Genomic DNA, 11977 nt, shown 5'->3' with positions numbered 1-11977 from the left:
GGCTGGGCTACAACGTGGTCGGGGCCGTCACCCCGGCCTACGACCTGAGCGAAGCCACCGCCTCGGGCATCCCGGTGCTCGGCGACACCGACGACATCACCCGATCAGTTATCCGCCACGACGCCGACATGCTCTTCGTCGCTGGCGGCGCGATCGCCTCCTCGGTCTTCGCGATCGCCCTGGCCTCCACGGGCTCGCTCGAGGGGCCCGCCGAGGGCGCGGCCCCGCTCTCGGGCTACCTCACGGTCTGGGCGGTCTGCTCGGTGGCCGCCGTCGTCGCCGCGGTCTGCCTGCTGCTCGCGCCGAAGGTCACCGACGAGGTCACCCTCGAGGTGGCTCGCCCGGAGACGCTGGGGGCCTGAGGCCCGGCCGGTGGGCTGGTCCCCGGTCGTAGGCTGGCCGCACAGGGGTGGTCCACGTGTCGGAGTCGCAGCAGAACGAGGTCCAGCGCGCCCGCGACGAGGCCGAGCGGCGCAAGCGCTCGACCCAGTCCGCCTCCGCCGCCCGGATCGCCTACCAGCACCAGTGGGTCGACGAGCAGATCCGCGTCGCCCACGCCCGCGGCGACTTCGACGACCTCCCCGGCGCCGGCAAGCCGATCGAGGGGCTGGGCGAGCAGCACGACCCCGACTGGTGGGTGAAGCGGCTCGTCGAGCGGGAGCAGATCACCGGCGTGCTGCCCCCGAGCCTGCAGCTGCGCAAGGACGACGCGGAGCTGGACGCCCGCCTGGACCGGCACACGGTCGAGGGCGACGTACGCCGTGAGGTGGAGGAGTTCAACGCCCGCGTCATCCGCGCCCGCTACACCCCTGTCGACGGCCCGCCGTTGATCACGATGCCCCGCGACGTCGAGGCGACCGTGGATGCCTGGGCCACCCGCCGGGCCGACCGGGCCGCCGCCGTACGCGCGGAGAACGCCCGCTCCGCCGCCACCCCCGCTCCCCGACGCCGGTGGTGGCGGTGGTGGGTGTGAGCGGCGAGCCTCGGCCGGGTGTGTCGGTCAGCCGCTGAACCCGGGAGCTGGACGACAGAGTTTCGTCGTCCCACTTCCGGGTTTGTCGGCCAGCCGACAAACCCGGCTGGCGCCAGGCCCCGACCGTCCGCTGTCAGATCGGTCATACCGACGGGTAACGACGCGCTGCTAGTTTCCGCACCATGCCCAGCAGCAAGAGCGCCAAGGACTTCTTCCGCCCCCTCGCCGTGGGTGCGCCGACCCCGCCGACCGAGATCCCGGCGCGGCCGAGCCGCGCGATCCACTTCTTCGACCCCAGCAACGAGAAGATGGCGGCGAAGATCCCGCAGATGGTCGGGACAGTCGACGTGCTGCTCGGCAACCTCGAGGACGCCGTCAAGGCCGACAACAAGGAGGCCGCACGCGAGGGCCTGGTGAAGATCGCGTCGGAGACCGACTTCGGACCCACGCAGCTGTGGACCCGGATCAACTCCCTCGACAGCCCCTGGGTGCTCGACGACCTGACCCGGCTCGTGCCCGCGATCGGCCACAAGCTCGACGTCATCATGGTGCCGAAGGTGCAGGGCGCCGAGGACATCCACTACGTCGACCGGCTGCTCGCCCAGCTCGAGGCCAAGGCCGGGCTGGAGAAGCCGATCCTGGTCCACGCGATCCTCGAGACCGCCCGCGGCGTCGCCAACGTCGAGGAGATCTGCGGCGCCTCGCCGCGCATGCAGGGCCTCTCCCTCGGCCCGGCCGACCTCGCCGCCGACCGCCGCATGAAGACCACCCGCGTCGGCGGCGGCCACCCCGGCTACCTCGTCCGTCAGGACCCCGTCCACGAGCAGCCCGACGCGCACCGCGCGATCTTCCAGCAGGACCTGTGGCACTACACGATCGCCCGGATGGTCGACGCCTGCGCGACCCACGGCATCTACCCCTACTACGGCCCCTTCGGCGACATCGCCGACGTGGTGGCCTGCGAGGACCAGTTCCGCAACGCCTTCCTGCTCGGCTGCGTCGGCACCTGGAGCCTGCACCCCAAGCAGATCGCCATCGCCAACAAGGTCTTCAGCCCCTCGGTCGAGGACATCAAGCACGCCCGTCGCGTGGTCGCCGCCATGGGCGACGGCACGGGTGCGGTGATGCTCGACGGGAAGATGGAGGACGACGCCTCCCTCAAGCAGTGCCTGGTGATGGTCGAGCTGGCCGAGCAGCTGGCCGCCATCGACCCCGAGCTGAAGAAGCAGTACGACGCGATCGAGGTGGACTGACCATGACGACCGTTCTCCGCTCCGTCCTCTACATGCCCGGCGCCAACGACCGGGCCCTGGAGAAGGCCAAGACCATCCCCTGCGACGGCCTGATCCTCGACCTCGAGGACTCCGTCGCCCCCGACGCCAAGCCCGCCGCCCGGGAGGCCGTGTGCGCGGCCGCGTCGAGCGGTGAGTACGGCCGGCGTACCGTCACCATCCGCGTCAACAGCCTCGGCACCGAGTGGCACGACGCCGACCTCGCCGCCGCGGCGAAGGCCGGTCCCGACGGCATCGTGGTCCCCAAGGTCAACAGCGCCGCCGAGGTGCTCGGCCTCGTCGAGGCGATGGAGAAGGCCGGCGCGCCGGAGCACACCAAGCTCTGGGCGATGGTCGAGACGCCCGAGGCGATCTTCAACGCGCGCGAGATCGCGGCCGCCTCCGACCGGCTCGCGGTGATCGTGATGGGCACCAACGACCTGGTCAAGGAGCTGTACGCCGAGCACGTCCCCGGCCGCGCCCCGCTGATGACCTCGCTGTCGATGGCGCTGCTCGCGGCCCGCGCCGCCGGCGTGCAGATCCTCGACGGCGTCTACAACGACGTGAAGAACGCCGAGGGCTTCCTCGCCGAGTGCGAGCAGGGCCGCCAGATGGGCTTCGACGGCAAGACCCTCATCCACCCCGGACAGGTCGAGCCCGCCAACGAGCAGTTCGCCCCCTCCGCCGAGGCGGTCGAGGACGCCAAGGGCCTGATCGAGGCCTTCGAGACGGCCGGCTCCGGTGTCGCGACGTACAAGAACAAGATGATCGAGAACCTGCACGTCGAGTCCGCCCGCCGGACGCTGACGATCCACGAGGCGATCTCGGCGCTGGGCTGAGGCGGCCGGCCGGGTTACGACGCATTCTTTTTCCTGCTTACTGCGCAGTAAGCAGGAAACGGGATTCGGACTACCCCGCCGCGCGCCCCTCCAGCTCCCGCACCAACCGCGCCGGCGCGGTCAGCCGGTACGACGCATCGAGCAGCTCGCCGACCTCGGCCCAGTCCACCGCGACCGGGTCGGGGTCGAGGTCGACGCCGAGCCACCCGGCCCCGCCGAGGTAGGCCGGGACCCAGACGCGCGGGTCGTCCAGCAGCGCCGGGCGGTCGGCGGGGTCGGGCTGCACCATGATCGAGCAGTCGTGGGCCACCCACGACCCGTCGACCTTCTGCGAGCCGCCGTAGTAGGCGAACACCTTCTGCGTGAAGAACGCCGGCCGCCCGTGCGACACCTTCATGTCCGCGCCCGGCAGGGCGAGGGCCACGGAGCGCAGCCGCGCGAGCACCGGGTCGTCGTCGTCGAACATCTGCGGGTGCGCCATCCCCTCACCCAATCGGGCGGAGTGAGCCCCGGCAAGGGCGGGAAACGGTAGGAGCAACGCCCGCCCACCGAGGGCGGGCCCGCTACAGGAGGTTCCCCATGGTCGTCCTCGGACTGATCCTGCTCATCATCGGGCTCATCGCGAAGATCTCCATCCTCACCACGATCGGCGCGATCCTGCTGGTCGTCGGTCTGGTGCTCAACCTCGTCCCGATGGGCGGCAACACCCGTCGGGTCTGGTAGTCCCTCCCCCGGCGCCCGGATGGGGTCGGGCGCCGGGGAGGATGGGCCCATGCGAGCAGTCGTGCAGCGCACCCTGTCGGCCAGCGTGACCGTCGACGGCGAGGTGGTCGGCGCGACCACCGAGCCCGGGCTGCTCGTCTACCTCGGGGTCACCCACGACGACGGCCCCGCCGACGTCGCGTGGACCGCCCGCAAGATCTGGGAGCTGCGGCTGCTGCGCGAGGAGCGCTCCGCCTCCGACGTGGGCGCCCCCGTGCTGGTCGTCAGCCAGTTCACGCTCTACGGCGACGCCCGCAAGGGTCGCCGACCCACCTGGGCCGCCGCAGCGCCCGGCCCCGTCTCCGAGCCGTTGTACGACGCCGTGTGCACCGAGCTGGAGCGCCTCGGCGCCCCCGTGCAGCGCGGCGTCTTCGGGGCCGACATGCAGGTCTCGTCGGTCAACGACGGGCCGATCACCATGGTCCTCGACAGCCCCCGCTGACGCGGTCGGTCCGCTCGTCGTAGTCGATCTTCACCAGCGTCAGGCCCGCCGGCACCCCGTCGGCGTCGAGCGAGGCGTCGGTGTCCTGGCAGTGGTGGCACCAGCTGGCGGCGACGTAGAGGACGACGTCGGAGTCGGCGCACGTCCCCATGCTGCCGGGTGCAGGCGCCGACCACGGTGACGAAGTCCTTACGACTCCCGCGACGAGAAGTCCATGGGCACCCGCACCCCCCGCTCGCGGGCGACCTCGTCGGCCCGGTCGTAGCCGGCGTCGACGTGCCGCACGACCCCCATGCCGGGGTCGTTGGTCAGCACCCGCTCGATCTTCTCCGCAGCCAGCTCGGTGCCGTCGGCGACGACGACCTGCCCGGCGTGGATCGAGCGGCCGATGCCGACGCCGCCGCCGTGGTGGATCGAGACCCACGTGGCGCCGGAGGCGGTGTTGACCAGCGCGTTGAGCAGCGCCCAGTCCGCGATCGCGTCGGAGCCGTCGAGCATCGACTCGGTCTCCCGGTAGGGCGAGGCGACCGAGCCGCAGTCGAGGTGGTCGCGCCCGATCACGACCGGCGCGGCCAGCTCACCCGAGGCGACCATCTCGTTGAACTTCGCGCCTGCGCGGGCACGCTCGCCGTAGCCGAGCCAGCAGATCCGGGACGGCAGGCCCTGGAAGTGGACGCGCTCGCCGGCCATGGTGATCCAGCGGCGCAGCTTCTCGTCCTCGGGGAAGAGCTCGAGGATGGCGCGGTCGGTGGCCGCGATGTCGGCGGGGTCGCCCGACAGCGCCGCCCACCGGAAGGGGCCGCGGCCCCCGCAGAACTGCGGGCGGATGTAGGCCGGCACGAAGCCCGGGAACTCGAAGGCCCGGTCGTAGCCGCCCTTGCGGGCCTCGTCGCGGATGGAGTTGCCGTAGTCGAACACCTCGGCGCCCCGGTCCTGGAGCTCCACCATCGCCCGGACGTGGGCGGCCATCGAGGCCTGCGCCTCCTTGGTGAACGCCGCCGGGTCGGCGGTACGCCGCTCCTCCCACTCCTCGAAGGGCACCCCGACCGGCAGGTAGGCCAACGGGTCATGGGCCGAGGTCTGGTCGGTGACGACGTCGACAGGGGCGTCCATCTCCAGCAGCCGCGGCAGCATCTCGGCGGCGTTGCCGAGCACGCCGATCGACAGCGCCCGCCGCTCGTCGCGGGCCCGCACCGCCATCGACACGGCCTCCTCCAGCGAGGACGCCCGCACGTCGAGGTAGCGGTGGTCGATGCGGCGCTGGATGCGGGCCTCGTCGCACTCGAGGCAGATCGCGACGCCGTCGTTCATCGTCACCGCCAGCGGCTGCGCGCCACCCATCCCGCCCAGGCCGGCAGTGACGGTGATGGTGCCGGCCAGCGTCCCCCCGAACCGCTTGTCGGCCACCGCCGCGAACGTCTCGTAGGTGCCCTGGAGGATCCCCTGGGTGCCGATGTAGATCCACGAGCCCGCGGTCATCTGGCCGTACATCGTCAGCCCGAGGTCCTCGAGCCGACGGAACTCCTCCCAGCTCGCCCAGTCGCCCACGAGGTTGGAGTTGGCGATCAGCACGCGCGGCGCCCAGGTGTGGGTGCGCATCACCGCGACCGGCTTGCCCGACTGCACCAGCAGAGTCTCGTCGTCGGCGAGGTCGCGCAGGGTGTCGACGATCGCGTCGTAGGCCTCCCAGGAGCGGGCGGCGCGGCCGGTGCCGCCGTACACGACGAGGTGGTCGGGGTCCTCGGCCACCTCCGGGTCGAGGTTGTTCATCAGCATCCGCAGCGGCGCCTCGGTCTGCCAGGAGCGTGCGGTGAGGTCGGTGCCGGTGGCGGCGTGGATCGGCAGCCGCGGGTTCGAGGGAGAGGAGGTCATGCGAGGTCTCCGATCACAGAGGTCGCGGCGGCCAGCACGGCGCGGGAGCGGACGAGGTCGACACAGGTCTCGATCTCGGGGGACAGGTGGCGATCGGGGCCGGGGCCCGCGACGCCGGAGGAGCGGAGAAGGTCGACGACCGCGCCGGTGGCCGGTGAGGGGGAGACGCCGAGCGCCGCCGCCCGCAGGTCCAGCGCGCGGGCCGCGGTCATCACCTCGATCGCGACGACGCGCGCCAGCCCGTCGACCGCGCGGCGCAGCTTGCGCGCCGCGCCCCAGCCCATCGACACGTGGTCCTCCTGCATCGCCGAGGACGGGATCGAGTCGACCGACGCCGGCACCGCGAGCCGCTTGAGCTCGGAGACGACAGCGGCCTGGGTGTACTGCGCGATCATCAGCCCGCTGTCGACGCCCGGGTCGTCGGCCAGGAACGGCGGCAGCCCGTGGTTGCGGGCCCTGTCGAGGAACCGGTCGGTACGCCGCTCGCTCATCGAGGCCACGTCCGCGACCGGGATCGCGAGGAAGTCGAGCACGTAGGCGACCGGGGCGCCGTGGAAGTTGCCGTTGGACTCGACGCGATCCTCGACGACCACGGGGTTGTCCACCGCCGACGCCAGCTCCCACGAGGCGACGCGGGCCGCGTGGTCCGCGGTGTCCCGGGCGGCGCCGTGCACCTGCGGGGCACAGCGCAGCGAGTAGGCGTCCTGGACCCGCGTGCAGTCGGGTGTGCGGTGGGACGCGACGACGCCCGAGCCGGCCAGCAGCCGCACCAGGTTGGCCGCCGAGTCGGCCTGACCCGGGTGCGGCCGGATCGCCTGCAGCTCGGGTGCGAAGACCCGGTCGGTGCCGAGCAGCCCCTCGACCGACATGGCGGCCGCGACGTCGGCGGTGCGCAGGAGCACCCGCAGGTCGTGCAGCGCCAGCACGAGCATCCCGAGCATCCCGTCGGTGCCGTTGATGAGGGCGAGGCCCTCCTTGGCGGCCAGCTCGACCGGCTCGAGCCCGGCGGCTGCCAACGCGTCCGCGGCGGGCATCAAGGTGCCGGAGGCGTCGCGCACCTCGCCCTCCCCCATCAGCGCCAGCGCGCAGTGCGAGAGCGGCGCGAGGTCGCCCGAGCAACCCAGCGAGCCGTGCTCGCGCACGACCGGCGTGATGCCGTGGTGGAGGAGTCCGGCCAGCAGGGCGGCGGTCTCCCGGCGTACCCCGGTGCGACCGGTCGCCAGCGTCGAGAGCCGCAGCAGCATCAGCGCCCGCACCACCTCGCGCTCGATCTCCGGGCCGGAGCCGGCGGCGTGCGAGCGCACCAGCGAGCGCTGCAGACGCGCCCGCATCTCGGTGGGGATGTGCCGGGTCGCGAGCGCCCCGAACCCCGTCGAGACGCCGTACGCCGGGGTGTCGGCCGCCGCGAGCCCCTCGACCACCGCGCGGGCCCGGTCGATCGCGGCCAGCGCGTCCTCGCCCAGCCGGACCCCGGCGCCACCCCGCGCCACGGCCACGACCTGGTCGGGGGCGAGGGGGCCGACCCCCACCTCGACCGCCGACCTGGCTCCCGGATCGACCCCGTTGCTCGACACGCTCTCCATGTCGTCCATGACACGCCCTCGGGCCGGAGGGGCACCAGGGGTCCGCCGGTGGAGCTGTCTGGGATCCGAGACCGGTCCGCCTGGCGGATGCCGGACGTGACCCGTCGGCCCGTCTGGGCAAGGATGGCTCTTGTCCGACGGGTCAGGGAGTCCCGTCGAGCGCTGATCGCGTGAGGGCGCGACGCAGCATCCACACCAGGGTCCGCGGGGGGCAGGGCCCGATCCGAGGGAGACCCATGCCTGCACCCACGACCGCTGCCCGCCACCGAGCCCGCAGATGGGGGGCCGGCCTCGCAGTCGGCGCACTGGCCGCCGGCCTCGCGTTCGCTGCCCCGCCGACGCTCGCCGCGTCGAGTGGCGGCCCCGCGACCGCCGCGCCGGCAGCCGCGAGCGGGGCCGTCGCCACGCTCGCCGAGCGCTCCACGAAGCTGCGCTCCACCCGCTTCGCCTTCCGCGCCAACGGGTACGGCACCAGCGTCGAGGGCGGCGACCTGCCCGTGGACTCCAGCCGGACCGCCGTCAGCTCGATCGGGTGCACCAACCTGCTCGGCAAGAACAACAGCAACACCGTCGTGGACGCCGACGTGCCCGGCCTTCTACAGATCGGCACCGTCGACTCCACGACCCAGACCAAGCGCGTGAAGGGCCGCACCACCTCCATCGGCAAGCACAAGGTGGCGGACGTCGCCATCGGCGTGCCCGGCCTGCTGACGCTCGGCATCTCCGCGGTCAACACGGTCGCCAAGGCCTGGCACGGGCCCGACGGCTACGACTCGCGTGCGCGCACCTCGCTCGGGCGGCTCACCCTGGGCCTGCCCGGCGGACTCGAGCAGAGCCTGCCGCTGCCCTCGCCGGAGCAGCCCGTGACCGTGCCCGGCCTGCTGAGGATCCAGCTCGGCCGCACCATCGAGAAAGCCAACCAGACCCAGGCCCGCTCCTACGCCACCGGGCTCGAGGTCAAGATCATCCCCACCGGCACGGTCGTGAAGATCTCCCGCAGCGCGGCGAAGATCGAGGAGGGCGAACGCGGCGGCATCTTCAACGGCGCCGGCGCCCCGGTCCAGGTCAGCCTGCTCGGCGACCTGATCACGGTGGGCCAGGCGGTCGTGCAGCGGATGCCCTGCCTGGGCACCGGCGGTGAGCGTCTGGAGGAGGCTGCGGCCACCGTCGACCTCGCCGGCGCGATCCGGATCGAGGGCGCGCAGGGCACCACCCGCACCACCCAGAACCGACGCAGGAACAAGGCCAAGGCCGTCGCCACCGCGACCGTCGGCCGGGTCGACCTGGGTGGCGGGACGCTCGTCATCGACGCGATCCGCTCGAAGGCCACGGCCGTGCGCACCGGCAAGAAGGTGCGCCGCTCCTCCGACGGCACCACCGTGGGATCGATCTCCTTCAACGGCCAGTCCTTCGCCCTGCCCGACCTCGACGGGATCGAGATCCCCGGGCTGGCCAAGATCGAGACCGACGTGCGCACCCGCACGCCCTACGGCATGCGCGTGGTCGCCCTGAGGATCAGCCTGCTCGAGGGCACCGAGATCGACTCGGTCGTAGACATCGGGCTGGCGAAGGTCAAGATCCGCCCCTTCTGAGGCCGCACCCAGGCACATCCGGCGCCCTCGCCGGGCGCTGGACCCCTCCGCCCACCCCGCACCGAGCCCGATCGGTGCGGGGTGGCGAGGTCTGTGCGCCCGCACAGAGGTCACGCGCCGGCCGCCTCGCCGTCTCGTACCCGAGACCGAGCCGGTCTGGACCAGCGCAGGCCAAGACCCCTCTCGTATCCCCAACAGGTTTGAAGGGGCGCACGCTGGAAACCCTTGTGTCACGTGCGTCACAGCCCCGTGACGCGGCAGGACGCCACCACCCCCACCAGCGCACGGGGCCTCGGCCCCGCGGCCGAGGAGCACGATGTCCCCCATCACCCCCCGCCACCCGTCCCGTCCCACCCGCGCGCTGCGCGCCGCCACCGGCACGCTCACCGCCCTGGCCCTCGGCCTGACCGCCTCGGTCGCGCTGGCCCCCGCGGCGAGCGCCGCCCCCGACAGCGCCCGTGAGAGTGCCGAGCGCGCCAAGCTCACCCGCACGTCGTTCGCGTTCCGGGCCAACGGCTATGGCACCTCCGCCTCCGGCGGCATGGTGCCCGTCGGCTCCGACCGCACGGCGCTCAGCTCGATCGCCTGCACCAGCGACGCCGGCAAGGCCCACCGCAACTTCGTCGCCGAGAGCGAGGTCCCCGGCCTCGGCACGGTCCGTGGCGTCTACTCCCGCGTGACGACCTCGCAGAAGAAGGGCGTCGCCACGTCCGCCTCGGTCCACCGGGTCGCCGAGATCGTGCTCGCCGACACCCCGCTGGGCAGCCTCACCATCGACGGCGTCGAGTCGACCACCAGCGCCTTCCACGACGCCGACGGCTTCCACGCCACGGCGCGGTCCGACATCGCCGGCATCAGCTACACCCCGCCCGGCGGCGAGCCGCAGAGCCTGGACATCCCCTCGGCCGACCAGCCGATCACGATCCCGGGCCTGGCCGTGATCGAGCTCGGCCGGACCATCGAGAAGGAGACCAAGGACGACGCGCGCGCCTACGCCGTCGGCCTGGTCATCAAGGTCATCCCGACCGAGACCACGGTCAAGGTCGCGCGCTCGGTCTCCAAGATCGAGAAGGGCTACAAGTCCGGCATCTTCCACGGCAGCGGCGTCCCCGCCAAGGCCAAGGTCCTCGGCGAGCTCGTCGAGGTCGGCAAGGTGATCAACCAGGTGATGCCCTGCACCGGCACCGACGGCGAGCTCGACCCGATGGACGCCGCCGACGTGAACCTCGCCGACGAGATCACCGTCGAGGGCGCCAGCGCCCGCCAGAAGGGCAAGCAGACCACGCGCAAGGCCGTCGGCATGGAGGCCTCGTCGGTCGCCGAGCTCGACCTGGGCGGCCAGCTGGTCGTCGAGGCGATCAAGTCCAAGGTCAAGGTGAAGCGGATGGCCAACGGCAAGCTCAAGCGCAACGCCAGGGCCAGCTTCGGCGCCATCACGCTGGGCGGGGAGCCGCAGAGCCTCGACCAGCTCGGTGAGCTCGAGATCCCCGGCCTGGCCAAGATCCAGACCGGCCTGAAGAAGAAGATCAAGGGCGGCATCCGCATCGTCGGCGTCCGCGTCACGCTGCTCGACGGCACCGGCGCGGTCCTCGACTTCGCGACCTCGAAGCTCTCGATCTCCGAGTCCTGACCCCGGACCACCACGCCGAACCGGCGCGACGTCTCCGTACGGAGCGTCGCGCCGGTTCGGCGTCCGGGCCGTGCACGAGCGACCCCTCGGCCGTGCGCCAGTGACCTCTCGGCGGCATTTCTCACACGCCGTACGCCGAGATGCTGGTCGGATCCGGGGGGTCGAGGGTTTCTGATGGGTCGGTGAGCGTCATCGTCGACCAGCGCAGCCCGGGGTGGACCCGGCGCTGGGCGATGCTCGGCGCCTCCACGCTGGCCCAGGCCGCGGCGGCGGTGACGATCCACGGGCCGGCGTTCCTCATCCCCTCGCTGCGCGACCAGCTCGGCCTGAGCCTGCCGCAGGCGGGCCTGGTCGCCGCCGCCCCGACGCTCGGCGTGGTGCTGGCCCTCGTCGCCTGGGGGATGGTCACCGACCGCCGCGGGGAGCGTCTGGTGCTGGTCACCGGGCTGCTGCTCACCGCGGGTGCGGGCGGCCTCGCGGTCCTCGGTGCCCGCTCGCAGGACCCGACCATGCTCGGCCTGACCCTGCTGCTCGCGGGTGCGGCCGCCGCCAGCACCGCCTCGGCCAGCGGCCGGGTCGTCGTGGGGTGGTTCCCCCCGCAGCGCCGGGGCCTGGCGATGGGCATCCGGCAGATGGCCCAGCCGGTCGGGGTCGGCGTCGCCGCGGTCTCGATCGCCGTCACCGCAGAGCGGCACGGGGTCGCCAGCGCGCTGCTCGTCCCCGCCGTCGCCGCCCTGGTGGGTGCGCTCGTCGTGCTGGCGGTCGTCGTGGACCCGCCCCGGCCGCCGCGGGTCGAGGGCGACGCCCCGAATCCCTACCGCCGCGACGGCTACCTCGCGCGCATCCACCTCGTCTCGGTCCTGCTCGTGGTGCCGCAGTTCCTGGTGTGGACCTTCGCCCTGGTCTGGCTCATCACCGACCGCGGGTGGTCGGCGGCCGCCGCCGGGTCCCTCGTCGGGCTCGCGCAGGTCGCCGGGGCGCTCGGACGGATCGCGGCCGGTGCGCTCAGCGAC

General features: G+C 72.8%; 12 protein-coding genes and 1 pseudogene. 9 read left to right on the top strand and 4 right to left on the bottom strand.

Annotated elements, in window-relative coordinates:
• From A6R01_RS12395 to A6R01_RS12380, 4 genes and pseudogenes are all read left to right on the top strand, one after another.
• A pseudogene (locus A6R01_RS12395) lies at window positions 1-362 on the top strand (hypothetical protein); the annotation flags it as partial.
• A gap of 56 nt (window positions 363-418) precedes the next feature.
• Window positions 419-973, top strand: coding sequence for a DUF1992 domain-containing protein (locus A6R01_RS12390; protein ID WP_292606292.1), 555 nt, complete (start codon window positions 419-421; stop codon window positions 971-973).
• A 182-nt stretch (window positions 974-1155) separates the two neighbouring features.
• Complete coding sequence (locus A6R01_RS12385; protein ID WP_292606290.1) at window positions 1156-2226, top strand: CoA ester lyase; 1071 nt, start codon at window positions 1156-1158, stop codon at window positions 2224-2226.
• Window positions 2227-2228: 2 nt separating this feature from the next.
• Window positions 2229-3083, top strand: coding sequence for a CoA ester lyase (locus A6R01_RS12380; protein WP_292606288.1), 855 nt, complete (start codon window positions 2229-2231; stop codon window positions 3081-3083).
• 70 nt (window positions 3084-3153) lie between these two features.
• Here A6R01_RS12380 and A6R01_RS12375 read toward each other — a convergent pair whose 3' ends face one another.
• Complete coding sequence (locus tag A6R01_RS12375; protein ID WP_292606286.1) at window positions 3154-3564, bottom strand: MmcQ/YjbR family DNA-binding protein; 411 nt, start codon at window positions 3562-3564, stop codon at window positions 3154-3156.
• A gap of 98 nt (window positions 3565-3662) precedes the next feature.
• On the opposite strand from A6R01_RS12375, the gene A6R01_RS12370 reads away from it, so the two are divergent.
• Both A6R01_RS12370 and dtd read left to right on the top strand, forming a co-directional pair.
• The gene (locus tag A6R01_RS12370) at window positions 3663-3806 is read left to right on the top strand and encodes a hypothetical protein (protein WP_179532419.1); all 144 of its coding nucleotides are present in this window, start codon (window positions 3663-3665) and stop codon (window positions 3804-3806) included.
• 49 nt (window positions 3807-3855) lie between these two features.
• On the top strand, window positions 3856-4287 hold the full coding sequence (gene dtd, locus A6R01_RS12365; RefSeq protein ID WP_292606283.1) for a D-aminoacyl-tRNA deacylase: 432 nt from the start codon (window positions 3856-3858) through the stop codon (window positions 4285-4287).
• Here dtd and A6R01_RS12360 read toward each other — a convergent pair.
• Genes A6R01_RS12360 through hutH form a run of 3 tightly spaced genes read right to left on the bottom strand, consistent with a single transcriptional unit; the run spans window position 4259 to window position 7742 of the window.
• On the bottom strand, window positions 4259-4438 hold the full coding sequence (locus tag A6R01_RS12360; RefSeq protein ID WP_292606281.1) for a hypothetical protein: 180 nt from the start codon (window positions 4436-4438) through the stop codon (window positions 4259-4261). The two genes, dtd and A6R01_RS12360, sit on opposite strands and share 29 nt — an antisense overlap.
• 38 nt (window positions 4439-4476) lie before the next feature.
• Window positions 4477-6159, bottom strand: a complete 1683-nt coding sequence (hutU, locus tag A6R01_RS12355) for a urocanate hydratase (RefSeq protein ID WP_292606279.1) — start codon at window positions 6157-6159, stop codon at window positions 4477-4479.
• A complete protein-coding gene (gene hutH / locus A6R01_RS12350) occupies window positions 6156-7742 on the bottom strand; it encodes a histidine ammonia-lyase (RefSeq protein WP_292606294.1) in 1587 nt (528 codons plus the stop codon). The genes hutU and hutH overlap by 4 nt, the downstream gene beginning before the upstream one ends.
• A gap of 236 nt (window positions 7743-7978) precedes the next feature.
• Here hutH and A6R01_RS12345 point away from each other — a divergent pair, with 236 nt between their 5' ends.
• The 3 genes from A6R01_RS12345 to A6R01_RS12335 all read left to right on the top strand — a co-directional run.
• Window positions 7979-9334, top strand: coding sequence for a choice-of-anchor P family protein (locus A6R01_RS12345; protein ID WP_292606277.1), 1356 nt, complete (start codon window positions 7979-7981; stop codon window positions 9332-9334).
• Between the two features lie 316 nt (window positions 9335-9650).
• Window positions 9651-10964, top strand: coding sequence for a choice-of-anchor P family protein (locus A6R01_RS12340; RefSeq protein WP_292606275.1), 1314 nt, complete (start codon window positions 9651-9653; stop codon window positions 10962-10964).
• Between the two features lie 182 nt (window positions 10965-11146).
• On the top strand, window positions 11147-11977 hold an 831-nt coding region (locus A6R01_RS12335), incomplete at its 3' end, for an MFS transporter (protein ID WP_292606273.1).

This window comes from Nocardioides sp. REDSEA-S30_B4, assembly GCF_001627265.1.
Taxonomy (GTDB): Bacteria; Actinomycetota; Actinomycetes; order Propionibacteriales; family Nocardioidaceae; genus Nocardioides.
This window is presented reverse-complemented; position numbering and strand designations above follow the sequence as displayed.

Excerpts from the sequence above, each read along its gene's own strand:
- A6R01_RS12385 (WP_292606290.1), top strand. The coding sequence starts at position 1,156 with ATGCCCAGCAGCAAGAGCGCCAAGGACTTCTTCCGCCCCCTCGCCGTG.
- A6R01_RS12380 (WP_292606288.1), top strand. The coding sequence starts at position 2,229 with ATGACGACCGTTCTCCGCTCCGTCCTCTACATGCCCGGCGCCAACGAC.
- A6R01_RS12375 (WP_292606286.1), bottom strand. The coding sequence starts at position 3,564 with ATGGCGCACCCGCAGATGTTCGACGACGACGACCCGGTGCTCGCGCGG.
- A6R01_RS12370 (WP_179532419.1), top strand. The coding sequence starts at position 3,663 with ATGGTCGTCCTCGGACTGATCCTGCTCATCATCGGGCTCATCGCGAAG.
- dtd (WP_292606283.1), top strand. The coding sequence starts at position 3,856 with ATGCGAGCAGTCGTGCAGCGCACCCTGTCGGCCAGCGTGACCGTCGAC.
- A6R01_RS12360 (WP_292606281.1), bottom strand. The coding sequence starts at position 4,438 with ATGGGGACGTGCGCCGACTCCGACGTCGTCCTCTACGTCGCCGCCAGC.
- hutU (WP_292606279.1), bottom strand. The coding sequence starts at position 6,159 with ATGACCTCCTCTCCCTCGAACCCGCGGCTGCCGATCCACGCCGCCACC.
- hutH (WP_292606294.1), bottom strand. The coding sequence starts at position 7,742 with ATGGAGAGCGTGTCGAGCAACGGGGTCGATCCGGGAGCCAGGTCGGCG.
- A6R01_RS12345 (WP_292606277.1), top strand. The coding sequence starts at position 7,979 with ATGCCTGCACCCACGACCGCTGCCCGCCACCGAGCCCGCAGATGGGGG.
- A6R01_RS12340 (WP_292606275.1), top strand. The coding sequence starts at position 9,651 with ATGTCCCCCATCACCCCCCGCCACCCGTCCCGTCCCACCCGCGCGCTG.